The 22,457-nt window shown below is 45.1% G+C and carries 24 protein-coding genes and 1 tRNA gene; 6 read left to right on the top strand and 19 right to left on the bottom strand.

The window, feature by feature from the left end; all coding sequences use genetic code 11:
* Nucleotides 1-121 precede the first annotated feature (121 nt).
* Genes IPH92_00910 through IPH92_00900 form a run of 3 tightly spaced genes read right to left on the bottom strand, consistent with a single transcriptional unit; the run spans nt 122 to nt 3,499 of the window.
* Nucleotides 122-1,357 (bottom strand): glutaredoxin family protein, encoded by a 1,236-nt coding sequence (locus tag IPH92_00910; GenBank protein QQR65126.1) that lies wholly within the window; start codon nt 1,355-1,357, stop codon nt 122-124.
* Between the two features lie 44 nt (nt 1,358-1,401).
* The gene (locus tag IPH92_00905; GenBank protein ID QQR65125.1) at nt 1,402-1,815 is read right to left on the bottom strand and encodes a M48 family metallopeptidase; all 414 of its coding nucleotides are present in this window, start codon (nt 1,813-1,815) and stop codon (nt 1,402-1,404) included.
* A 1-nt stretch (nt 1,816) separates the two neighbouring features.
* The gene (locus IPH92_00900) at nt 1,817-3,499 is read right to left on the bottom strand and encodes an AAA family ATPase (protein ID QQR65124.1); all 1,683 of its coding nucleotides are present in this window, start codon (nt 3,497-3,499) and stop codon (nt 1,817-1,819) included.
* A gap of 142 nt (nt 3,500-3,641) precedes the next feature.
* Here IPH92_00900 and IPH92_00895 point away from each other — a divergent pair, with 142 nt between their 5' ends.
* Nucleotides 3,642-4,262: a hypothetical protein gene (locus IPH92_00895; GenBank protein ID QQR65123.1), complete on the top strand. Its 621-nt coding sequence runs from the start codon at nt 3,642-3,644 to the stop codon at nt 4,260-4,262.
* A 67-nt stretch (nt 4,263-4,329) separates the two neighbouring features.
* Here the strand turns inward: IPH92_00895 and IPH92_00890 are convergent, their stop codons facing one another.
* Both IPH92_00890 and IPH92_00885 read right to left on the bottom strand, forming a co-directional pair.
* A complete protein-coding gene (locus IPH92_00890; GenBank protein QQR65122.1) occupies nt 4,330-4,578 on the bottom strand; it encodes a type II toxin-antitoxin system YafQ family toxin in 249 nt (82 codons plus the stop codon).
* 41 nt (nt 4,579-4,619) lie between these two features.
* Entirely contained in the window at nt 4,620-4,886 is a 267-nt protein-coding gene (locus IPH92_00885; GenBank protein ID QQR65121.1) for a type II toxin-antitoxin system RelB/DinJ family antitoxin, read from the bottom strand.
* A gap of 380 nt (nt 4,887-5,266) precedes the next feature.
* Here IPH92_00885 and IPH92_00880 point away from each other — a divergent pair.
* The 3 genes from IPH92_00880 (at nt 5,267) to IPH92_00870 (ending at nt 6,475) form a co-directional block, all read left to right on the top strand.
* Nucleotides 5,267-5,338: transfer RNA gene (locus IPH92_00880), tRNA-Glu, on the top strand.
* Nucleotides 5,339-5,991: 653 nt separating this feature from the next.
* Nucleotides 5,992-6,258, top strand: a complete 267-nt coding sequence (locus IPH92_00875; protein QQR65120.1) for a type II toxin-antitoxin system prevent-host-death family antitoxin — start codon at nt 5,992-5,994, stop codon at nt 6,256-6,258.
* Nucleotides 6,233-6,475, top strand: coding sequence for a hypothetical protein (locus IPH92_00870; protein ID QQR65119.1), 243 nt, complete (start codon nt 6,233-6,235; stop codon nt 6,473-6,475). Before IPH92_00875 ends, IPH92_00870 begins: the two co-directional genes overlap by 26 nt.
* A 76-nt stretch (nt 6,476-6,551) precedes the next feature.
* Here IPH92_00870 and IPH92_00865 read toward each other — a convergent pair whose 3' ends face one another.
* From IPH92_00865 to IPH92_00840, 6 genes are all read right to left on the bottom strand, one after another.
* Complete coding sequence (locus IPH92_00865; GenBank protein ID QQR65118.1) at nt 6,552-7,391, bottom strand: hypothetical protein; 840 nt, start codon at nt 7,389-7,391, stop codon at nt 6,552-6,554.
* Between the two features lie 344 nt (nt 7,392-7,735).
* Nucleotides 7,736-7,960, bottom strand: a complete 225-nt coding sequence (locus IPH92_00860) for a hypothetical protein (protein QQR65117.1) — start codon at nt 7,958-7,960, stop codon at nt 7,736-7,738.
* Nucleotides 7,961-8,442: 482 nt separating this feature from the next.
* A complete protein-coding gene (locus tag IPH92_00855) occupies nt 8,443-8,889 on the bottom strand; it encodes a hypothetical protein (protein ID QQR65116.1) in 447 nt (148 codons plus the stop codon).
* A 714-nt stretch (nt 8,890-9,603) separates the two neighbouring features.
* The gene (locus IPH92_00850) at nt 9,604-9,924 is read right to left on the bottom strand and encodes a hypothetical protein (protein QQR65115.1); all 321 of its coding nucleotides are present in this window, start codon (nt 9,922-9,924) and stop codon (nt 9,604-9,606) included.
* Between the two features lie 291 nt (nt 9,925-10,215).
* Entirely contained in the window at nt 10,216-10,512 is a 297-nt protein-coding gene (locus IPH92_00845; GenBank protein QQR65114.1) for a hypothetical protein, read from the bottom strand.
* 563 nt (nt 10,513-11,075) lie between these two features.
* A complete protein-coding gene (locus IPH92_00840; protein QQR65113.1) occupies nt 11,076-11,267 on the bottom strand; it encodes a hypothetical protein in 192 nt (63 codons plus the stop codon).
* Between the two features lie 40 nt (nt 11,268-11,307).
* On the opposite strand from IPH92_00840, the gene IPH92_00835 reads away from it, so the two are divergent.
* On the top strand, nt 11,308-11,871 hold the full coding sequence (locus tag IPH92_00835) for a 2'-5' RNA ligase family protein (protein ID QQR65112.1): 564 nt from the start codon (nt 11,308-11,310) through the stop codon (nt 11,869-11,871).
* A 63-nt stretch (nt 11,872-11,934) separates the two neighbouring features.
* The gene (locus IPH92_00830; GenBank protein ID QQR65111.1) at nt 11,935-12,747 is read left to right on the top strand and encodes a hypothetical protein; all 813 of its coding nucleotides are present in this window, start codon (nt 11,935-11,937) and stop codon (nt 12,745-12,747) included.
* Nucleotides 12,748-13,457: 710 nt separating this feature from the next.
* On the opposite strand, the gene IPH92_00825 is transcribed toward IPH92_00830, so the two are convergent.
* The 8 genes from IPH92_00825 to IPH92_00790 all read right to left on the bottom strand — a co-directional run bounded on the left by IPH92_00825 (nt 13,458) and on the right by IPH92_00790 (nt 22,456).
* Nucleotides 13,458-14,750 carry a UDP-N-acetylmuramoyl-tripeptide--D-alanyl-D-alanine ligase gene (locus IPH92_00825; protein QQR65110.1) on the bottom strand — a complete coding sequence of 431 codons (1,293 nt, stop codon included), beginning with the start codon at nt 14,748-14,750 and terminating at the stop codon, nt 13,458-13,460.
* 24 nt (nt 14,751-14,774) lie between these two features.
* Nucleotides 14,775-16,481 (bottom strand): penicillin-binding protein 2, encoded by a 1,707-nt coding sequence (locus IPH92_00820; protein QQR65109.1) that lies wholly within the window; start codon nt 16,479-16,481, stop codon nt 14,775-14,777.
* A 9-nt stretch (nt 16,482-16,490) separates the two neighbouring features.
* Nucleotides 16,491-16,805 (bottom strand): hypothetical protein, encoded by a 315-nt coding sequence (locus IPH92_00815; protein QQR65108.1) that lies wholly within the window; start codon nt 16,803-16,805, stop codon nt 16,491-16,493.
* On the bottom strand, nt 16,792-17,694 hold the full coding sequence (gene rsmH / locus IPH92_00810) for a 16S rRNA (cytosine(1402)-N(4))-methyltransferase RsmH (protein ID QQR65107.1): 903 nt from the start codon (nt 17,692-17,694) through the stop codon (nt 16,792-16,794). The genes IPH92_00815 and rsmH overlap by 14 nt, the downstream gene beginning before the upstream one ends.
* 22 nt (nt 17,695-17,716) lie before the next feature.
* A complete protein-coding gene (gene mraZ / locus IPH92_00805; GenBank protein ID QQR65439.1) occupies nt 17,717-18,217 on the bottom strand; it encodes a division/cell wall cluster transcriptional repressor MraZ in 501 nt (166 codons plus the stop codon).
* Between the two features lie 407 nt (nt 18,218-18,624).
* Nucleotides 18,625-20,082: a lysine--tRNA ligase gene (locus IPH92_00800; protein ID QQR65106.1), complete on the bottom strand. Its 1,458-nt coding sequence runs from the start codon at nt 20,080-20,082 to the stop codon at nt 18,625-18,627.
* A 106-nt stretch (nt 20,083-20,188) separates the two neighbouring features.
* On the bottom strand, nt 20,189-20,662 hold the full coding sequence (gene greA, locus IPH92_00795) for a transcription elongation factor GreA (protein ID QQR65105.1): 474 nt from the start codon (nt 20,660-20,662) through the stop codon (nt 20,189-20,191).
* A 108-nt stretch (nt 20,663-20,770) separates the two neighbouring features.
* Nucleotides 20,771-22,456: a hypothetical protein gene (locus tag IPH92_00790; GenBank protein QQR65104.1), complete on the bottom strand. Its 1,686-nt coding sequence runs from the start codon at nt 22,454-22,456 to the stop codon at nt 20,771-20,773.
* Nucleotide 22,457 lies beyond the last annotated feature (1 nt).

Raw genomic sequence — 22,457 nt, 5'->3', positions numbered from 1 at the left:
AGTATCAGAAAGTTCATGGAGTCACTACTTTCACAACACGAAAAGAACCCCTCCAACTTTCCTTCGAAAGTTGGAGGGGTTCTTACTGTACTCTGTCACAGTACTAAACTATAAGCCCGTCCTATAGGACAAAGATATTTGGATTGATAATAAGTATCGCACCCAAGATAAGCATGAGGAATCCACCAATGAGAAGCGAGAGTTGTGCATACTTATGCCCATGTGATTCAAGGCGCGAGAAGCCCCAAATAGCGAGACCAAAGACAATGAGGTCGTCCACCATGTAGCCGAGTGTGTAGATAAGAATATAGAACTGTTGTGACGCGAAGGAAAGATCGTTGAGCTCGAGAATCTTGGTGAATGCCTGTGGAATACCAATGGAGCACGCAAACTCAATAATATTGACCGAAAACGCAATCGCGATTACGGCTAGTACCGTAACAATGGTAGTCGGTTGCTCGATAATCTTTTGAATACGGGCAATCGTCTTCCCCTGTGTCTCAAGATCAGAAACATCACAGATGAGTGGCTTGAAACGATTTTTCTTCCAACGATAGAGGAAGAACGCACCGCCAAAGAGAGCAAGTATTCCGACAAGTGGCGTCACAATACTATCAAGCCCTACAAAGTCCCATGTAGTAAACCACACATTGAGGATGAGATTGTACATAACGGCCTCCGCGACAATGAAAAGTCCTGCGACCAACATCATCTTCTTTTTGTCCCCCACCTGCGTAAGAAGAACGAGGAAGGTTATAAGCACCCACATCGCACAGGGATTGAAACCGTCGATAGTACCGAGTACAGCTGCAAGTGAGATGAGTGAAAAGGATTTAAAATCTACCACACCAATGATGGGCAGATTAAACATGTACATATTGGGGTTGGTGAGCGTGCCACACTCAGTACCATTTTCATCACAGCCCGCACCTTTGAAACTATCTGCTTGCTTTGGCGCGCGCGCAAGATGGTCCTCAATCGTGCGAATATCGCCCGCTCGCGCGCGCTCTACCGCATCCTTGATAAAGGTACCCGTGATTTCATCCGTGTCATACCCCTGAAATACCACATCACCAATCACCGTGACCGGTGTCACATGAGAAAGCTCGTGCTTCGCAAGCACCTTTTCATACAAGTCTTTAGCCGCATCATCCTCCGTGACATTAAAGTATTCATACGTCACTCCTTCTACCGTAGGCAAGTACTCAGCCAAAAATGCCTTTTCTTCCGCACAATGGGCACAGTCGTCGCGACCAAAAAAGAAGATGGTGACGTCGTCACCCGCAGCAAAAACAGGGCTAAAAAATGCGCTGAGTGCAAAAAGTGCAAGTCCAAAAAATGATCCAAATATTTTCATAATCCCCAGTATACCATCCCTAATCACTCTGATACAAAGTCATCCTACGTACCAAGTGTATGCATATCGCATGCACGCAGTTCATTCACATGAGACACATACTCGGGGCATGCGCGCGCGACATGCGCCCAAAATTGTGGCCCGTGATTAAGCTCGAGAAGGTGGCACAACTCGTGCACGATAATGTAGTCCGCAAGATGTGGCGGAAGAAAGACAATGCGGTAATTAAAATTGAGATTTTGCTTGCTTGAGCAACTCCCCCAGCGCGTCCTTTGGTCGCGTATCGCGACTCGGCCATACGAGCATCCATAGTGAGTACTCCAGTACTCGAGACGCTCATGCGCGAATGCACGAGCACGCTCCTTGTGCGAGAGGTAGTGCGCAGCACTCCCCTGGCGCCTGCGGCGCCGGGTCCTTTTCACTCTTCGTATCCCAAACCACACACCAACACCACGCATATTATTTAATCGTATACAAAAGTCTTCCGAGGCGAATGAGGTCGTAGTCATACGCCTCATCAAGTTCTTCAAAGACTGGCTTTAATTTCTCCGTGCCATGCTTTTCAAATGCTTTGGATATATGGGGGTACGCAGCAGTCCAAACAGCATCCGAAGGAATAAGATTTTCAATATGCTTCTTTCCTATCTCCTTATCCTCTGCAAGTTTTTCAATATGCGACCAGATGGTCGAAAGTGCCATGCCACGCGTCTTTGCAATATCGTGTGCGCTCATACATTTTTCCACAAGTTCTTTGGTGACCGCATACGTATTTTCGCGTACCGGCACACCCGCATGCTTTACCCTTCCCTCCACCTTTTCTGCCCACTTACCACCCGAGGCATTTACAAAGTTTTTCTGCATCGTGGTCACTTCTTCACTTTCCATTTCGGCAAACACAAACTCCGCATCATCCGACTCCTCGCGGAAGTGCTCATCCTTGTGTACCACACGCGGGTCCACAAGGAGCGCTTGTGAATTGAGGCCGATTATTTTCATTCCGGTAAGAGAGCGTACGCGGGAGAGTGCGACGTATCCTTGGCCGTAGGTAAAGGCATTTCTGAGGTCTATTTCTGCAGCATCAAGTGACATCCCTTGGCTCTTATGCACGGTAATAGCCCACGCGAGGCGTAGCGGCACCTGCGTGATTTCTCCCTTCACTTTCCCATCCTCTATGACCGACCATGATTGCGGAGCGATTTTAATACTTCTCCCATCACTCGTTTCAATCACGGGGAATCCGTCTTCCCTATCAAAGTCCACCACCCGCCCCAACGTTCCGTTTACATACCCCACTTCAAAGTTGTTTTTCGTGCACATCACCATCGCCTCCTTCCTCAGTTCGAGCGTCTCAGGTGAGAGGCAGTTTTTTACCAACGTCTCCACGACATATTTATTCCCCTTTGTATCCATCTTAAAATGGACACTCGCGGCATTGAGTTCTTTAAGGCGCGAAGTATTCATACTGTCGACATCACTGTTGTGCGTATAGAGTTTCGTCGGTTCGATATCGGTGTAGCCTACATCTGTTTGCTCACTGAGGAGCGTGTAGTGACTCTCGTCCACATCATTTTTGCGAATAGAATTGAGAAGCCCTAAGAGGAGTTCATCCTCCTGGCGGTGCTGCTCGGTGAGGTAGCACGTGAGGAATTTTGCACTCTCCCACGCGCGCGACTCAAAGGCAAAGCGCGACATCTCCCCTCTCCCTGCAATAGGTGGCAACTGAAAAAAGTCTCCCACAAGTACTACCTGCATCCCCCCAAAAGATTCTCCCGATTGCTTCACCGTGCGACACACCGTCTCCACCATATCGAGCACACGCCCATCGAGCATCGAGATTTCATCAATAATGAGCACGCGTGCTTTTTTCACACGGCGCACGGTCTTTTCATTCCCCATGATGTTGTCGAGGTCGTACTGCGTGAGCGTGTCGCGCGCACCAATACCCGCCCACGAGTGTATCGTGGTACCGCCAATGTGTGTCGCTGCAATCCCCGTGGAGGCTGTAATAGCCACCGGTATGTCGCATGCTGTGAGCCAATCAATATACCGATTGAGCACATACGTCTTCCCCGACCCCGGCTCCCCCGTAAGAAAAGCATTCGCCCCCGTCTTCAGTATTTCCAGTGTCTGCGCCTGTATCATGAGAGTAGTATACCATCTTCACAGATATCAATTTCATAATTACCAAAAGTCGGACTGAGACAGCAATGAATTTAGGAATATATTGTTCCTGTGTACTTATTTTATATCTTTCGAAAGATATGTATACTTAACATTATTGTCTATGTCTAAAGATAAATCATATTTGATTTGGCATCGTATTGGAATCGTTTCAGGCATTGTGTTACTCCTATTAATTTGTTTTGTCTTTACAATTGGAGTCCCAATTGTTTTTGACATACCTCATAAAGTAGAACTTTATCGAAGTCCTAGTGATTCCGAACCACTTGTGACAATGTCTATTCCGCGATACTACAAAGTACATAGCAATGACATTCACAATGTATCTTCAATAAAAAGCGAATATTGTAGCGAATTTGAAGATGTAAATAGTACTTTTATTGAGTTGCAATACTTCCTTTATGGGGAACATGATAATTCTGTATATGATACTCAAGAATTTCTTTTGCAATTAAACAATAGCAGTGCAAATCTACAAAAACCTGATGCAAAACAAATTACCTATACTGACCTAGGCTCAGTAGTTGTTGGAAACACAACTCTTAATAAGTTCATTTTGAAATATCCTGTAGTCTCAAATCCGTCAACTTATTATGTAAAACCTTATGACACAGGATACCTCGTGATACATACTCAAGGAGTATTTTGTAGTGGTCGCCAACAAGTCACTGACTCTGATATCCAGTCAATGCTAGATACAATTGTATTCAACAATTCGCTATAAGAGTTTATATCTACATAGGCAATTTCTCCATAGGCAAGGCCTATGTATGCACCACTAGAAAGTACTCTCACTGATTGAACAAATCATTGTGTGAACCGACATTCACCATAAAAAGCACAAGTTCTTTATTGGAAATCTGATACATCAAGAGAAGGTCTCCCTGTACATGGCATTCGCGATACTCTGCGTACACACCATGAAGTTGATGGTCTCTGTATGAAGGAGGTAACGGTGAACCGCTCGCTATTAAATCAATTGTTTCAATTATTTCTTTTTGTACTGACTTCTTTAGTCCTCCTTTGATTAATCTTGCCAAAGACTTCTCAAATCTCTTTGCGTAGACAATCTGATACATACCTAGTCCTTCTCTTTCATAATATCCGCAAACATCTCACTCGCGTTCGAGTATCGTTTCCCATGCTTCTTTGCCCATGCCACCTCCTTGTCATATTCATCTACAATTTCACGAGGTGTGCGTGTAGGTTTAAAAGGAATTCCCTGCTCTATTACCACCTGATGGAGAAACATCTTTACTGCACTCGACATATCAAGTCCAAGCGCAGCAAGTGTCTTTGCCGCTTCTTTCTTTGTCTTTTCTTCAATACGTATGCTTAATGTAGTCATGCATATAGTTTAATCGTATGTACTTACATTGTCAACACAATGTACGTACATAAGAAATTACCTGTAATGTTCCCTGTTCCCTAGTTTCTACACAGGCATTTCACCATAGGCAAGGCCTATGTAAGCGCTTTATTAAAATATAAAAATCTGGTATAACTACTTTTGCTGAGTAATCAGCATTTGAATTGAGAAAACGCTGGCATGTGTTTTACTCACCAATTCTGTCTTCACAGACAGTCTGGCCCTATCGTCTAACGGTGGCCAGAAATTAAAGAGCGCAAGCGACTATAATTTCTGAGTCTGTCACTTTTTCTTCTACCCAGAAGCAAAAGTGACGCAGGCGGCCAGATTTAAACTACAATGATGCAAAACGTACATTCGGCCCTATCGTCTAACGGTTAGGACACTTGGTTCTCATCCAAGAAATCCGGGTTCGATTCCCGGTAGGGTCATGGTAGAAGTTTTTAAAGAAAAATCCCTTATTCATAAGGGATTTTTCTTTGTTAAACTTCCCATGACCCTAAGAAGAGTCTGAGAGACTCTTCGTCCGGGAATCGAAGACCTTGCCTAGTATTTTGTGACTGAAAGGAAACAAAATACTGACAAGGTGTACTGAAGCAGTAGGCTTCGAATTTCCCGGTAGGGTCACAGTTGGCAAAACAAAAGAGTCGTTGTCTTGTTGAAAGACAACGACTCTTTTGTTTTAGTACACAAACTGCTTTGTGTACGGGCCAACTGTGAGGGCGGAGCGATATGAGTCGCCCCTTCCTAGGGCGACGAACCGCGAGCCGAGGTCGAAAAGTACTTACTAGAATTGGAGCAGAGCGAACAATTATAGTTAGTAACTTGTGACCACAATGCATTCCGCATGACCAAATATACTTAGCAACTTGTGATCACAAATTACACCATGAAATATTAAAGTTTATTGTCCCTGTCCCCCCTCACTTTCTTTAAATCATAGAATGTAACTCATGTACCTCTATCATCACACGCCTCCCTTTTAGCCTCGTTTCCCTGTCCACTTTTTTATTTTCTTTAGTACAATGAGGGTACCGTACTCCTTGTATCTTGACTTAAGTTAAACTTAAGTTAAACTTATTGAATGAGCACAAAAATTAAAAAAACGACCGTTGGACTTAAAGAACTCCGTGAGAATATGGATGCGTATATTACACGCGTCAGCAAGGGTGAGTCGATCACCGTTTTTCGTCGTTCTACTCCACTTTTTAAAATTACTCCCGTAGATGCAGATGAAGACGGGTGGGAAACAGTCGTTGATTTTACGAAAGAAACTGGACATGGGGTACCCGTAGAACAACTACTTGCCTCAATGAAAAAAATGCATGGACAGAAATCAAAAATTTCTTAAAAGGCTCAGCGACAAGGAGTTTGCCGCAGTAGAAAAAATTCTTCAGCAAATCCTGAGTCGAGATACTACAGATCTCGATATTAAAAAACTGTCTGGATACAGAGACATATACCGGGCACGATATGGGAGCATCCGAATTATTTTTCTCGACATGGGAAAAAACATTGAAGTCCTCGAGATTAGTCGTCGAAGTGAACAAACATACAGAAACTTTTAAATCAACACAGATATCAGAATTTGAAAATACTCTCATTCCCGAGGTCCGACCTCGGGAATTAATATATCTTGAACCCTTACCGAATCCCTGTATCACAGGAGATGTCCTGTGTACTTGCCTGACCTGATTTAACGGTAACGTTCACGGGCGCACACGAGGGCATTGGGGCGTTATTTACGGTGAGTGCGTGGAGCACGTAGGTACCCACCGGAAGATCTATCTTGAATGCTCCCATATTGTCACTCTGTACGGTCTTCATAACCACACTCTTCCCCACTTCACTAATCTCAATGGTGGTTGCATACGGTTTTGGTGAACACTGCGGTTCTTGTGGGACACGCTCTACAGGGCAGATAGGACTCAGTGTCACTCGCCCTGAGACGCTTCCTACCATCAATTGCGCTAGTGGTGTCATCGTGAATGTAAATCGGTAATCTGCTTTATTCAGGGTTGTTGTTGATTTGTTTTCGGGGATTACGTCAGTAAGCGTGATGGAGTATCCCTCAAAGACAACTGCCGACTGTTGCTTGAATACTACATCCGCAGTTGTTGTTCCCTTTTCAAGGCGTGTCTTTAGAGAAATTTCACCTGCCCATACGCACATCACGTCAGAGGGACATCGACTGTCTGCAGTGACTTCAAGTGGTGTGACAAATATTCCATTATTTAAAATCTTTTGATTGAGTGCGACCTTCCCTTCTTCTTTTACCTCCACAACAGGAACGGGAGCTGGGCACTCTGCAAACTCGCATGAGGGACCAGTGCGTACAACAGACGAACCGTCGGGGCAAATTTTCGCCTCGGTGGTACACAGAACAGGTTCAACCAGTACGACTTCTTGAGGTGGATAGTAATAAAACACCCCAATAAAACCAAGTATGACAACGAGAAGTATAATGATGATTGCTTTACTCATGATATGTACGCCGTTTCTTATCATTTTATATTACATGAGTCCCCAATGGCTCGATTGTTACCTCACAGGGTCACGTTAATTTTTGCCTGAGTTGTTTCATCGCGAAAAGTAATCAATTGATATTTTAACACAAAGGAAAACAGCAACGGAAGAAAAGAAGTCGTGAACATTCCCCTAGGTCAGTCCCCTAGGGTCCAGAGAAATTTTGCTAGAAATTTAAATTGTTGGAGCAGAACATTTTTATGTACTAAGATATTTTTGACTTGGTTTTTGAGTTACTGCCCAAAACAAGCACATTTCACAATCAAAAAGGAGATTACGGTATGACGACGAGAAAGTTTTGGTCATAATGTATAAAACAGATTCGCGATGGCACCGACTATGAGGGCTGGGTTAAGATCGGCGACACCAAGCTCTACTGGAGTTGGTGTTCGCACTTCCGATCCACCAGCCTCGACAGCACGGAAGCGTCCGAAGACGAGGATGAAATCCATCGCATGTTCCAGATCACCGTTAAGCGTGGCGACTCGATTCTCGAACTCAAGAAGGAAGAGTACATGTTTTTTCATCGCGACGATTGTGCCGTTCGCAAAGGAATTCTACGACCTCGAGCAAACCCAGAGACAGCAACGAAGGCATGGCGGGGATAATGGCTGCGCTTACTGAAGGTTTTGATTCGTATGGTTTCCTGACCGCCCAGTCGTATGACTTCCCGCTAGAGGTCCTGCGAGATGCTTAGTTCACCGGAAGTTCGGCTGTCAGTTGGCCGCCGCCTAAGCGAGACGAGACAGTCCCTATCAGAGTCCCTTGGAAATCCATTTCCCTCGGCTCTGTTTTATAAAAATTTCAACAAAGAGAGCCTCTTACTATTTTACCTCTACCATAGGCAGGGGCCTCTGGAAAAGATGTACTTTGATGCCAGCAACACATGTTGTCTTTGGAATATTGTCACACTCTCTGATACAACCATAACGTTGGGTCTGGTACCTGTTTAAAACCCACGTTCCCACCTTTCGGTATGAGAAACGCGGGCAAGTGCTCGCGGTGACTATTATGCCTGCATTATCTGCAACATCAGCTCAGTCGCTTTGAGCTTGTTTTGCTTCATGAGACGTAGGTATGGTCTATTTCGACACGATACGGTTGGACGGAGTGCAAGTCTGTTGCGTGGTTGCCATTCTTCCAGATATTCGTTGGATCTCCGACGAGCACGAATGCGTTTGCTACTCGCGGCACCACCGCACGAACCTCTCTTTTTCTCATACTTGAAGAAGCCGTAGTAGGTGGAACAGGGTGTAAACCGCACCGGCTCGCTGATTGCTTGATCGAGGTCACGAGATACTCCGGTTCGCCACTGTCCATTGCCCCACCCTTCTTGTGGTATTGCGAGAACCACACTCTGTCCGGCATTTGCACGAGTGTGTAGAAGTTCCCTGGAAGTGGACGTGTATTGCCAGACGGTTCCATCAGCTTTTGCCACTGCGACCGAGTAGGTCATACGGATCGGGTCCTTTACCGATACCAGAATGAGCACCTTCTTGAACACCAATCAGACGTACCATTGCCCCAGTCGTGTGGTACCAATGTCACACCAACCAACTCGTTACACCATATTCACTTTGATGGTGCATCGTCGATACCTCCTATACTGAGGAGACGCGCATGGCAAGACCATCTTCGATCTTGCAATGTTCCACCCAGTATTCGCCAGGACCCCGACCGAAATGATGTACGGGTCGATAATTTTGAGACCATGAGCTTCTGTGAGAATCGTACACATGTGCAAGGAAGACAGAGCAAGATATTCAGGCGCGCTGGATCCAGAAGTCGCGCCGCGAGCACCGGATCACGCAGCGCTTCGTTGGTGGAGTTGTCTTGCTCCTAGGGTTCCCTAGGGGAATTATAGTTGCTCCCTAGGGTTCCCCTAGAATTAAAAAAGTCTGAAGCATGGGAGGATAGCATGGAAAATGTGAATCGCTGATGAACTTCATGACATCAGCAGTCCTCCGCCGAATGTCATCTGCCAATACAAACAGCAATTGGTCATGCAGAAGTACATTGTTTGTACGAACCCATATCCCCAGTGGGTATCCCCATGTCAGTGCAGCAACTACACGAAATGCTTTTGCCTCTAAATCTGGCACATCACAATCGACCAGGAATTCTTCCAAGTCATGAAATGCCTTGAGGTTTCCAATGTTAAAGTCGATGGCTAATTCCCCTTGAGAGGAATTGTGTGTACGACTCGAGGATACCGTAACGTACGCACCGATTCACCAGGCATAAGCATTATCTTTTCATCGAGCACAGTAATCATATTGTCTTTGCCAACGATTTTGAAAAACAATGAATGGAAAGACAGAGACACTATGAGATACCCGCAGAAAGCAATGAGCATCACAAGTCCAAACTCATCACGACCACCATAAGCCCACAAAACAACAACGAGAATGGCGAGAATAAAAGAGTCTAAGAAAACCTGGTACCTAAACACTTTTGCTTCCGGACAGACGTCGAAAAATTCCTGTTTCATTTCAGTCCTTACTCCTGTCAAAAATGAATGAATTACCTTGCTTGATACTCTCAAGGTGCGGTTTCAATTGATACAATTTCCTCTAATAAACTACCACAGGACAAAGAAAAAAGTCCACGCTGCAGGGCCTTGACCACAAAAAAAAATCATAAAAGAACCCTCGCCATAAGCGAGGATCTGTAAAGGTGAAACTTGGGTTAGATGAGAAACGGTTTTTCATCCCCAACCTGTAGGGCTGCTTTGAGACTGGAAACCGTAATGCTGATGAACGAAGTCTTATCAGAACTCTGCTCACCTGCCAAGGTTTCCACTACATGCGCAAAAATAATGTCCGAAAAAATCGGGCGCTGTCTCACTTTGGTCATCAGCAAGATTGCGCACTTTGGCAAAGATGATTTCTTCGACATACTCACAGATTTCTTCGGGAAGACTATTTGATTTGATTGCGTTTAAGGCACGATTGTTCAAGGGGGACTGGCCAACCATGAGTGGTCGAGCAGTATCTATGTCCCAATCAAACTTCAATGAAAAGAGCAGTTTTTTATTCCCGGGTGATGAAAAGTTCAATTCTCGAATGAATATTTCCAAAATAGGAAACCTTTCAATATGCGCAAGTTCAAACTCTACATGACATAAACCCCGAAGTGGCACCAGGTGCGCATTTGTCGGGAATCTGCAAAAGTGTGTTTTTCTCGTGGTTTGAGAATACGCGTTTCATTGAATACGGTGAGTACTTCTTTCCTTCCCCTTACTAAAAAACAATTTTGGGACTAAGAGAAATACGCATAGTGCTGCGATAAAACAACACAGAGCAAGTGGTGTGCCAAAAATACCACTCAGTGAGTGAAAACAACGCACCCAATACCAAACAGCAGGAGTGATAAAATGAGAGAGGTCATTTTAGAACGATTCGCTGCCGAATACAATTTGAGAAATGACACTGTGGGACTATGGCTCATTATAGTGATACGCATGAGAGACTCCTTCCAGAGAATGGGAACCTTAGGAATGACTATTCACCTTTAGACTATACCAGCCGTTTCATAAAAGAGGCCCCGGGAAAGACTCGGGGGTTGGGGACCCATTCTGGGTGGGGGGCCGAGGTTCGGCGTGGTGCGAATTTCGGGGGTATTTTCCGCCCGGGGGGCCTTTCATGGGAGCCCCCCTTTTTCCCCGGTTTCCGGGTCCATTCCCAGCTGTGCTTCTTCAAATAACTGACGCAACTCATCTTTCGTTTGATGTATATACATTTCTCTCTCCTCTTGGTTAATGATGCGTTCGGATAATACAACTCTTTTAATTAAAAGACAATAATCATGTTTTTTAGGTGTATTTTGGGTCAAAAATTTTAAAAATTAATGAGGGGTGCTATAGTACACAGATATGCGATACATGATTGCACACATGATTAAAGGGGATGCACGAAAGTACCATGAGGACTTGAGCCGTGCCTTAGCACACCACTACCACCTTCGACCTGTGACCGCGAGTATCGACCCCCATCTCACCATCAAAGCACCCTTTGAGGCGCTCAGTACAGACCTTTTTGATGTTGAACGCCTTATTGCACGCTTTGTGGATACATACAGTCCTGTGGAGTACACACTCTCTGGTTTTGGTAATTTTGATGACCGTGTCGTGTATATGAATGTGGCTGCACCGAGTGAAATAGTGACTGCTGTTGAAGACTTCAAAGAAAAACTGAAGGAACTCCCTTGGATTGAATTTAAAATCCATGAAAATGATACAAAGTTTCATGCGTCACTTGCTTATCCTAAAGATGCTGAACAAACCACAGAAATAGTTGAAAAGCTTTCAAAAGGTAATGCGCCCTCATACACCTGCTCTTTCGATACTATTACTCTCCTCAAGCGTAATGATAGACGGTGGGAAGTGGTAAAAGACTATCACTTACTTGGGAGCAATATAGGGGACATCGTAATCTAGGATGTATATACTCATGATATGCGTTTTCACTACACACGTAAAATCGTAGTATAATAGAAAAGCATGTACTACTCACGCCAGACGGTACGGACGCTCACGACGATTGTACTTCTCGCTGTGCTTTCACTCGTGTGTGCTCTCCTTTTCATTGCACGAGAAAATATAATAAATAAATCTATCGTGAATGCTCCTGTGTCCACAAGCACACCCGAGACTCAGGTAGCGTACACCACGCCGCAGGTACCTGTATATACCCCAGGAGAAGTAGCACAGATAGCGACAAGTACCGAAGAAAGACTGGAAACCATCTCCAAGGCACCCGTGGAAAGAAGAGTGAGGACTACTTCCCCACCCCAAGTCGATTCCATAGTACGTGTAATACCTGCGCCTGAAGTAGAGCAACAGAGTGCAGTGGGCTTTGATGCATCAGTCATGCTTCATGCACACAATGAAGTGCGCGAAGAGCATGGCCTCACCCCTCTCACATGGTCAAACACCCTCGCAGAAAGTGCACGAGAATGGGGCAAAATACTTACAAAAAACGAATGTGATTTCTATCACGACCCCAACACATCCTATGGTGAAAACCTCTACTGGCAATGGATAACGGATAGCGATAATAGCAGCCTCATTAGCACTCCCGAAGAGGCGGTCACCTGGTGGGCGGATGAAATTCGTTTTTATAATTATAAAAAAAATACCTGTCGCCGTGGCGAGGATTGTGGTCACTATACGCAGATAGTCTGGGCAGACACCACGCAAGTAGGCTGTAGTGTAAATACCTGCTTTGATAGACACAATGACAATACACAAACAGACCTTTGGATATGTAGATACGACCCCCCCGGAAATATAGAAGGAGAAAAACCATACTAACGAAAAAAACATGGTCGACTTACGATGTCGACCATAGAAACACACGATTGGATAGTATATGGCTTAAATACGTGACTTGACGCTTCGTGATACTAGTAGTATAACATTCAAGGTAATGTTCTAGGCGATTTCGCCTGTTTTGAGTAATCAATATCAAGGAGATCTAAAGTGAGTCACGATGTTGCTGTTGAAAAGAAAAATTGGGAGCCTGGGGTTTTTACTTACCTATTGGTCGTCTTGGTCTGCATAATCTATGGCTACAGTTTGCCGAGTGTACCCGAGGATATGCAGAAGCCTATCGAATCCGTTATCATCGAAAAACTAAAACAAGCACGGCCTGGGGACTATGCGATAACGACTAACGGCGATGTCCTCCTCCTTAGTGGAAGGTCAATGGGATTAACTGGATTGGACGAAGAGTATATCCATTATTCCACACACTTCACACTGGAGGAATATACCGAGAAGAAATCTCTGTCCAGTGTGGCACGAATTACGCGCGACGTTGTGAATAGCGAAAGCAAAAATTACGCCACTGTGAGTCGCTGTTTCTCAAAGGGCAAGTCCGTCAAGTCGATGGGTGCTGGTAAGTGGGCCTGTCCCAAGTAAGAGGACCCGACCTCAACAAAGGCCTGAAGTGTGCGTGCACACTTCAGGCCTTTTATTATGTCTGTTTCCATACATTGCCGACTTACGATGTCGGCAATGTATTATTTAATTGTTTTCCACATGGCGTCCTGACGGACGAGCATTTCTCCTGCTTTTTCTGGCTCGGCCATGAGTTCCTCTACAAAGCGTTCCGCGCGAATAGATTGAGAGCCTTTTACTAAAATTGCATCACCCGCTTTAATAAAGTTCTGCAAGTCCTTCCCTGCACGAAGTGCATCATCAAATTCAAAAATATTTTTTGGGTCCATTCCTGCCTCAACAGCTCCCTTTGATATTCCACGAGAGCGCACTCCGATTGTGACCAAAATCTGTGCGTTCTGTGGCACAAGATGCCCAATACGCTCATGCTCTCGAATAGAAAACTGCCCCAGTTCCATCATGTCACCCATAACAGCGATACGGCGCTTCACACCCTTCAACTCACCCAAAGTGATAAGGGAGCGTTCACTTGCCGTTGGTGAGGAATTATAGGTGTCATCAATAATGAGTGAATCCTTGATACCAGGGATAAGACGCATACGTCCGGGAGGGGGCGTGTATGTACTGAGCGCGATTGCTGCATCATCGACACTAATACTAAATACAGAAGCTACAGCCGTGGCTGCAGCGTAATTGTATGCATGCTGTACTCCAAGTGAGCCGTTTGCACGCATAAGGACCGCAGTATCCATATGGGTGAGCAAAAATTCAAAACCAACAGCTTTTCCATTTTCATATATCACTCTATCTCCAGAGGCAGTAAAGGGTGAGAGTGAGTAGCGGCTATATCCTATCGAGCGCTGAAAAACTCCTTGAACAATCTCTACAATCTTTTCATCATCTTGATTATAGACAAGGACACCATCGGGCTTAAGCGCATCCACAAGTTTCTTTTTTTCACGTATGACAGCTTCAGGTGATTCAAAAAACTCTACGTGAACAGGCACATTCGGCAAGCGTGTAAGCACCACCACATCAGGGCGAATCCATGCAGTGAGTTTGTCCATGTCACCCGGTCTGTCGACACCCATTTCAAGAATGAGTAACTTTGGATATTCTCCGGGGTGCATCGCAATCAGTGCACCATCAATAATATTTTTAAGCCATTTAAATGGATTATTCCATGCGTTCGGGAGACCAAGCACAGAGAGAGGTACACCAATTCCTGAATTAAAACTCTTTTCACTTTTGCGCACATGGATTTTCCCTTTAAAGACCTCGTAGATAGCATCTTTAATAGAAGTCTTTCCTACACTTCCCGTCACCGCAATAATTTGCGGACGTGTGCGACGTAAAAGCATCTTTGCTTCAAACGTAAGAATAGCAACAACAATATTCTTAAATATTTCTTTCATACAGGATTATCTTATGAATGCAGATTAACGATCAGGGGGTAGTGCATAATAATTAATGAGAAATTGAACCAACTCAATGAAGGGATCAGTCAATGTTTCAGATGCATATTCTACCCCCTTCGGCTCCACAGTATACAGGAAAATAAGGAATTGGGGGTCATACGCGGGGAAATAGCCGAAAAATGAGTGTAAATAACGATCGTCGTAGTACCCGCCTGTGGGATCAGGAATCTGCGCAGTACCCGTTTTGGCGGCTATGGTGTAATATTCATTTTTTGCCTTTCCTCCCTTAAGCGCTTTATCGACTACGGTCACGAGCATGCGAGTGATGTCTTCGCTCGTCTTTTCGGAGAAGACACGCTCACCTTCGGCATACCCTACATCATGTGACGTGCCATCTTTAAATTCTACACGCTTCACCAAATGTGGAGTAATGAGCATGCCACCATTCGCAAGTGTTGAAAGTGCACGCACGGTGGCAATAGGCGTGAGTGCAATACCTTGCCCGAATGATGCATTTGCAAATTCCAACTCACGATTCTCCTCAAGGTTTTTTACCAATCCACGCCCTTCACTCGGTAAATCAATTCCCGTCTCTGACCCAAGTTTGAGTCCATAGAAATAATCTCGGAAACGTTCTCTTCCAAGAAGTGATGCAACGTGCGCTACACCCGTATTGAGAGACTGACTCAATATTTCCTGCACTCCAACTGTCCCTCGCGCGCGACCATCGTAGTTACAGATTTTCTTTTCACTAAGAATAATACACCCTGAATCATAATAGGTACTATTCGGAGTTATCACTCCTGCGTCAAGTCCTGCAGCCATCGTGAGCGGCTTGATGATTGAACCCATTTCGTACACACTTTCAATGAGTGGATTTTGGAAAGATGCTATATCAATATCACCTCGATTATTCAGATCATATGAAGGCACGACATTAAGCGCAATTATTTCACCATTTTTAGGATTGATGATGATACCGCCTGTCACGCTACTACTCCAACGCTTCTGTGCATCTTCGAGCACCCTGTCGAGAGTACGGGCAACAGTTGGCTCAATAGTGGTGACCACATCCCCTTCAGTTTTGTCAGATGCATCAAAGACGAGAGTACCTAGGTTGCTAAATAGTTCAGCAAAAAAATTGACACTCAAATGGTTGGTATCGCGTATGAGTGTGTCGTTGTAGTAGCGTTCAAGGCCATACTTCCCTACGAGCGCATCACCATCGTACCCAATGAAGCCTATCGTGCGTGCTGCAAGCGATTTCCCTGGATAGTAGCGCCATTGATTCCGATACAGTTTTACCCCCGAAAGAGTAAGTGCTTCAATTTTTTCAGCATCATCATTTTCGATTTGTCTCTCTATCTCTTGATATGTTTTATCTTTTCGACTGGCACGTTCAATAAACATGTCGTGATCAAGAGGAATCACCCCCGCAAGCGCACCATACGTTTGCTCTGCATCAATTACTTTACTTGGATCAATTGCAAGGAGAAACCCTGTTTTAATTGTAGCTGCAGAAACTTTTTCACCGTCTTTTGTCGTGAAATACACACTCCCACGATTGTATAGTTCTCGTACTGTATGCACATACTGGCTTTCTCCCGAAGCACGGTACTCATCCCCATGCATTACCTGTATAAAATAAAGACGTCCAATAAGCACGCACATAAGTGCGAGCACTACTCCGGTAATGATGCGTATTCTGGTTACTGCGTCACGCCTCATGTTTCAATACTAGTTTTGTAATAACGAAAGAGTGTCTGTTGTTCTGTCTATAAAAATCTTTTTTTCCGCCATGACAAAGCCCCGATGGGTCGCGATGTCACTACTCACATCATGTTGCATTTCAATATATGTTGATTCGAGATCACCAATAACTGTTCCCACCTCGGCAATGCGCGTATCTACTTCTTTCCGCATAACCACATTAAGGACAGAGGAACTAACGAAATACATGTATAAAAAGAGTACCATCACAAAACACGACAGCGCAAGGTAAAAGAGCCGTGACTCGTCTTTGTGTGCTGTTGTGGTTTTATACTTCCTCATGTTTCTCAAAAATACGTAATTTGGCGCTGCGTGCGCGGGGATTTTCTTGTAATTCTTCAGGGGATGCAATAATAGGTTTTTTGGTATGCACGATACCAATATGATCGTGTGCAAGGTTTTTAAAGAGATGCTTAACAATGCGGTCTTCAATACTATGGAAGGTAATGACCGCGAGTCGTCCGTGTGGCGAGAGGAGTGCAACTGACTTCTTGATAAAGTCTTCAAGTGCAAGAAACTCGTCGTTCACGGTGATGCGGAGTGCTTGGAAAGTGCGGGTAGCACAGTGGATGCGGGCGCGCTTGTAGAAAGCGGGCACTGCAGACTCAATAATGGCAACAAGTTCAAAGGTGGTTTCTATCGGTTTCTCTGCGCGCGCCTCGACTATGTGTCGTGCGATGCGTCCCGCAAAGCGTTCTTCACCGTATCCACGAAGGATATTGATGAGATTTTCTTCGTCCCACTCATTCACGATGTCGCGTGCCGTAAAGACATAGTCTTTTGGGTCACCAAACGTCATGAGGAGTGGCTCGTCCACTTGAAAGGAGAATCCTTTCCCGTTGCCACTAAACTGTTCCATCCGCCAACCAAGGTCGGCAAGAATTGCATCAGCATGCTCTATATGAAGTTGTTCTAAAATTGAGTCAATCGTTCTAAAGTTTCCGTTACAAAGATGCAGTGTGCATGCGCTTCCTCTGAGCACCTCGGTGCCCTTTGTAATCGCAGTCACATCGGCATCTATCCCGACAAACACTCCGCGTGAGCCGAGTGTTTCGATGATGCGCTTTGCATGGCCCGAAGAGCCCAGCGTTGCATCAACAACCACAGAAGAATCATTGATCGCGAGTGCGTCTACCGCCTCGTCTGTAAGTACAGTTTTGTGAGATTGCATATATCATGTAACTTAGAGGCTCCTAGAGAACTCCAATCTCGCCAAGTTTTTCAGCGAGAGCATCAGCCTGCTCTTCAATGCGCTTCTTGTACTCACTCCACCGATTCTCATCCCACATTTCTACACGATCATGGATACCCGCAAGGACGACCTTTGTGGTCAATCCAGCGAACACCTTTAAGAAATCAGGAACGAGAATTCGTCCTACAGTATCTACCTCCACTTCGACTGCCCCCGAAAGGAAAAATCGATTGAACCCTCTTGTATCCGCCTGTCCGAGCGGGAGTCTACCGATTTTCTCGGTAATTTTCTCCCACTCTTTCAAGGGATAAACAAAGAGACAGTTATCAAGTCCACGAGTAACCACCAGTTTCTTACCAAGTTCCTTCCTCCACTTAGAAGGTAAGGACAGCCGTTTCTTGGCATCGATATTGTGTGTGTACTCTCCAATCAGCATGTGAATGATTGATGAACTCAATACTGTTAAACTATTTTCATAGTCTACCACTATCTCCCACCACATGTACATTATATACCACTCTGCCCCACCGTCTACCACACCCCCACACAAATCTGTGCATAACTTATAAGGGAACTTAACTCTTTCTCGACCAACATTTTAAAATGCACGCATAAAAGCAAAACGTCGCACCCTTTGGGTGCGACGTTTTGCTTTTTGCTCCGCTCGCCCTGTGTGGGCTCCGCAAGGCATTTGAAAACGTTGGTCTCAACGAGTTTCGTAGGCTGCTCTAAAAACGTAATGCTTCGACAAGGACGCTTGTTAATTGATACGAACAGACACAGTACTGCTATAAGGGGGTTTCGAGCGCACACAGCGCGAGAACTTCAGAAAACACAAAACGTGAGTCGCATGCGACTCACGTTTTGTGTTTTCGTACCCTTATAGCAGTACTGTGTCTGTGTACTTGATTAGTATTCTTTCGGTCTCATGAGTGGGAAAAATTGGACGTCACGGAGGGGTTTGTTTTCGAGGATGGCAAAGAGGCGCTCGCCAAAGCCGAAGCCACATGCGGGAGGCATACCATGTTCGAGCATCTCGACAAATTCATCATCAGGCATCATCGCTTCCTCATCTCCTCCTTGGAGCAGTGCCTGCTGTACATCAAAGCGTGCTTTTTGCTCAAGAGGGTTGTTGAGTTCTGAATATCCATTCCCTACTTCGGTACCTGCAATGATAGGCTGGAAACGCTGGACACTCTCTCCTCCTTCATTTTCTTTTGCAAGTGGTGAGACGAGTTTCGGATGATCAATGAGGAACGCGGGTCCCGTAATATTCTTACGGCAATACTTCCATAAGGTATCCATAAGACGCTCTTTGGTGTCGCCTTCATACTGCACACCAAGTTCTTGAAGTTTTGCTTTTATTGCTGTCTCATCTGCATGTACGGGATGAAGTCCTGTCTGACGCTCTATTTCCTCGGCATAGCGAATACGCGGCCACTCATGTACAAAATCAAAGGTGTGCGCACCGTATGTAAACTCAGTCTTACCATACACTTCATGAGCAATGGTACGATACAAATCTTGCACCATCGCCATTCCCTCTTCGTAGTTCGCGAAGGCTTGGTAACTTTCCATGTTGGTAAACTCCTGAAGATGGTTGTGGCTTGTGCCCTCGTTGCGGTACACGCGACCAATCTCAAAGGTCTTGTCGTAACCAGCAGCAAGGAGACGCTTCTGCCACAGTTCACCAACTGAAATACGGAGAAATACATCGAGGTCGAAGTCGTTATGATGGGTGCGGAATGGGCGTGCCTCGGCACCACCAGTCGTCACCTCAAGTGTAGGAGTTTCTACTTCAGCAAAGCCTCGTGCTTTCATAAAGGTACGAGTCACATCCCAGAATCGTTCTTTACGATGAAAGAGTGCACGCAGTTCTGGATTACTCAAGATGTCGAGATAGCGCTTTCTAAAACGTTCTTCCTCGTCTTGGAGTCCATGATATTTATCAGGAAGTGGCAGAAGGCTTTTTGCAAGCATACCCCACTCAGTCACGAGTATAGACTTCTGACCTTTGTCAGTTGCAAAAATAGTTCCGGTCATCTCGATGAAGTCACCATTGTCGATGACTTCTTTAAAAAGTGTAAATGACTCCTCCTGTATCACATTACTTTTAAAGACCGCCTGAAACTTCACACCGTTATCAAAAATATCTGCAAAGAGAATAGCCCCCTGCCCCCGCACAATCATGAGTCTTCCGGCAATGGTGACGAAAGTGCCGTCTGATACCAACGTATCAAAGGAAGACAAAATATCTTCCACCCGGTGAGTGCGCTTCGTGGTCGCTGGATAGGGATTAATACCCTTCTCCGTAAGTATTGCTAACTTCTTCAAACGCTCCCCTCGTATTTCATCTATCGCTGACATAATGGGTCTATAGTAGCGTCGAATGGACAAAATGAAAACCCCGTGACTTGCGGAGCACGTCACGGGGTTTTCCTACAGAAACATAAACGTATGGTTACTTAGTCAACTAAGCCACTTTAAGTACGGTATACGTCTGCTTCCCTCCAGGGGTTTCGAAGGTAAATGAATCACTCTTTGCCTTACCCATGAGCGCTTCACCGAGTGGTGAAAGGTATGAAAGTTTATGTTCATGAATGTTTGCTTCCTCTGAGCCCACTATGGTGTAGGTACGATGTTCTGCGTCAGTACCCTTTTGAATGGTTACCTCAGAGCCGAGTCCGACCACATCCCCCTTGTTGCTACTTGCGACAATCTTTGCTTCTTTGATGACCTTCTCGAGATATTGAATACGCTCCTCGATAGCTGCTTGCATATCACGCGCTTCCTGATACTCAGCATTTTCTGAAATGTCTCCCAAACTACGTGCGTACTCGAGTGACTCTGCCACTTCCTTACGACGAACCGTTTTGAGGTGATCGAGTTCTTTCTTAAGTTCCTCAAACTTTTCTTGTGTTAAAAACGAGTCGTGTGGTTCATTCATATGTATGTGTAAATAAGTTAGTGAGTCAATTATACGTAGACCACCATTGAAGTCAACGTGGGGAAAAATCATTGTTCCTTGACTAATAATAATTTTTCCTTTATGTACCTATTCCTCTAAGTATTCAGGGCGATTTATCGCAATCCAATCAAATACTTTACCCATCACCGAACCCGCACCCACTGTGTTACTCCTTGGACCATTCTCCATAAAAAGAATAAATGCATATTTTGGCTTTTTATACGGGAAGTAACCTGCAATCCATGAGTTCACCGTGGCTTTGGTGGTACCGAGTTCTGCAGTACCTGATTTTGCGGCAATCTCCACATCAGTACGTTCAAGTGCACGTGCGGTACCGCCTACTTGAATCACCGTCCCACGCATACCCTCTCGCACAACTTTCAAATCTTCAGGAATAAGTCCAATATCTTTCTTTACCCCCACTTCTCCTAATATGAGATGCGGTGTCACTAATGTTCCGCCATTTGCGAGTGCCGCATACGCACGGAGCATCTGGAGTGGTGTAGTCTGAAATCCAAACTGTCCAATAGCAGTGAGGTACGTATCTCCCAAACGCCAATCGTCTTTGAATACTTCCTGCTTCCATTCAGGCGTAGGCACGAGACCTTTCTGCTCACCCGAAAGTGCAATACCCGTCGTTGTACCGAGTCCAAAGAGACGGAAATATTTATTGAGACGTGTAATACCTAAACCTTTTTGATCACCGTACCCTCCCCCAATAGTCATCAGAAACACGTTTGAAGAGTACGCAATAGCATCACGAATAGTCATCGCGCCGAGAGTCGAACGCCAGTCGCGAAAGACTGCAGGATTACTCGGGTCATACGGATTAGGGATAGTAATTGCACCGGTACTTACAATCACTTTGGTAGGACTAATAATATTTTCTGCGAGTGCTCCATACGCTACAAATGGTTTGACAATAGAGCCTGGTGTATACACACCTCCCACAACCTTATTGAGAAATGGAAAACGAGGGTCGTCGTTGTACGACTGAATAAGGTCAACGTCGTCCCCATCTGCGAGCACTTCAGGGTCATACGAAGGGAAACTTGTGAGCGCTACTATTTCACCAGTATTCACATCAATCATCGCCGCTGCACCGCTACGAAAACCATTCTTCTCTGTGGTGGTGGCAATAAGGTCGTACATCACTTCGGAGAGTGCTGCGTCAAGTGAAAGATGAATTTCCCCTCCTGGAGTTGCAGCATCTACGACGTTTTCTGCAATCACGTCACCATACACATTCACTTCCACCAATTGCTCACCATTTTCTCCATGGAGAGTTTCTTCATACGTTTCCTCGATACCATTACGTCCAATGTAGTCAGTACGAAAATAGAATCCCGACTTGTCTTTTTGTGGGTAACTCACGTAGCCAATGAGTTGTCCAAAACCGCGCCTATCGGTGTATGCACGCACGGGGAAATCATATTGCTCGGTGGTATCAATTTCATTCCATGCAACGAGTTCACCATAGCGGTCATATACAATACCTCTCTCTGCTACGACCACCCCTGTCTCAGTGCGGTTGTGTTCACTTTTTTCTGCAAGTTCTGAGCCTTGAATAATTTGGAGTTTAAAAAGTTGTCCCAGAAAGGCGAGCATGATACAGCCAAAGATAACGCCAACGCCATACATACTTTTGCGACTGAGTGGCAACTCGATACGTCCCTCCATACGCCCTGTATTAAAGGACGGAAGATTAGATGCATCGAGTAAAATCTCATCAAACGAGATTTCAGGTTTTTTCTTTTTTCTAAAAAATCGCATA

The sequence above is a fragment of the Candidatus Kaiserbacteria bacterium genome (assembly GCA_016699245.1).
GTDB lineage: Bacteria > Patescibacteriota > Minisyncoccia > Phycocordibacterales > UBA918 > Damh-18.
The sequence above is the reverse complement of the archived record's forward strand: the minus strand, read 5'-3'. Positions and strand labels throughout refer to the sequence as shown.

Coding starts and splice junctions, on each gene's coding strand:
- IPH92_00905 (QQR65125.1), bottom strand. CDS start 1,815: ATGCGTGGTGTTGGTGTGTGGTTTGGGATACGAAGAGTGAAAAGGACC.
- IPH92_00910 (QQR65126.1), bottom strand. CDS start 1,357: ATGAAAATATTTGGATCATTTTTTGGACTTGCACTTTTTGCACTCAGC.
- IPH92_00885 (QQR65121.1), bottom strand. CDS start 4,886: ATGACTACATTAAGCATACGTATTGAAGAAAAGACAAAGAAAGAAGCG.
- IPH92_00850 (QQR65115.1), bottom strand. CDS start 9,924: ATGAAACAGGAATTTTTCGACGTCTGTCCGGAAGCAAAAGTGTTTAGG.
- IPH92_00800 (QQR65106.1), bottom strand. CDS start 20,082: ATGTCAGCGATAGATGAAATACGAGGGGAGCGTTTGAAGAAGTTAGCA.
- IPH92_00790 (QQR65104.1), bottom strand. CDS start 22,456: ATGCGATTTTTTAGAAAAAAGAAAAAACCTGAAATCTCGTTTGATGAG.
- IPH92_00855 (QQR65116.1), bottom strand. CDS start 8,889: ATGACCTACTCGGTCGCAGTGGCAAAAGCTGATGGAACCGTCTGGCAA.
- greA (QQR65105.1), bottom strand. CDS start 20,662: ATGAATGAACCACACGACTCGTTTTTAACACAAGAAAAGTTTGAGGAA.
- IPH92_00820 (QQR65109.1), bottom strand. CDS start 16,481: ATGAGGCGTGACGCAGTAACCAGAATACGCATCATTACCGGAGTAGTG.
- mraZ (QQR65439.1), bottom strand. CDS start 18,217: ATGTGGTGGGAGATAGTGGTAGACTATGAAAATAGTTTAACAGTATTG.
- rsmH (QQR65107.1), bottom strand. CDS start 17,694: ATGCAATCTCACAAAACTGTACTTACAGACGAGGCGGTAGACGCACTC.
- IPH92_00815 (QQR65108.1), bottom strand. CDS start 16,805: ATGAGGAAGTATAAAACCACAACAGCACACAAAGACGAGTCACGGCTC.
- IPH92_00900 (QQR65124.1), bottom strand. CDS start 3,499: ATGATACAGGCGCAGACACTGGAAATACTGAAGACGGGGGCGAATGCT.
- IPH92_00865 (QQR65118.1), bottom strand. CDS start 7,391: ATGAGTAAAGCAATCATCATTATACTTCTCGTTGTCATACTTGGTTTT.
- IPH92_00870 (QQR65119.1), top strand. CDS start 6,233: ATGGACAGAAATCAAAAATTTCTTAAAAGGCTCAGCGACAAGGAGTTT.
- IPH92_00825 (QQR65110.1), bottom strand. CDS start 14,750: ATGAAAGAAATATTTAAGAATATTGTTGTTGCTATTCTTACGTTTGAA.
- IPH92_00875 (QQR65120.1), top strand. CDS start 5,992: ATGAGCACAAAAATTAAAAAAACGACCGTTGGACTTAAAGAACTCCGT.
- IPH92_00835 (QQR65112.1), top strand. CDS start 11,308: ATGCGATACATGATTGCACACATGATTAAAGGGGATGCACGAAAGTAC.
- IPH92_00860 (QQR65117.1), bottom strand. CDS start 7,960: ATGAAAAAACATGTACTCTTCCTTCTTGAGTTCGAGAATCGAGTCGCC.
- IPH92_00895 (QQR65123.1), top strand. CDS start 3,642: ATGTCTAAAGATAAATCATATTTGATTTGGCATCGTATTGGAATCGTT.
- IPH92_00830 (QQR65111.1), top strand. CDS start 11,935: ATGTACTACTCACGCCAGACGGTACGGACGCTCACGACGATTGTACTT.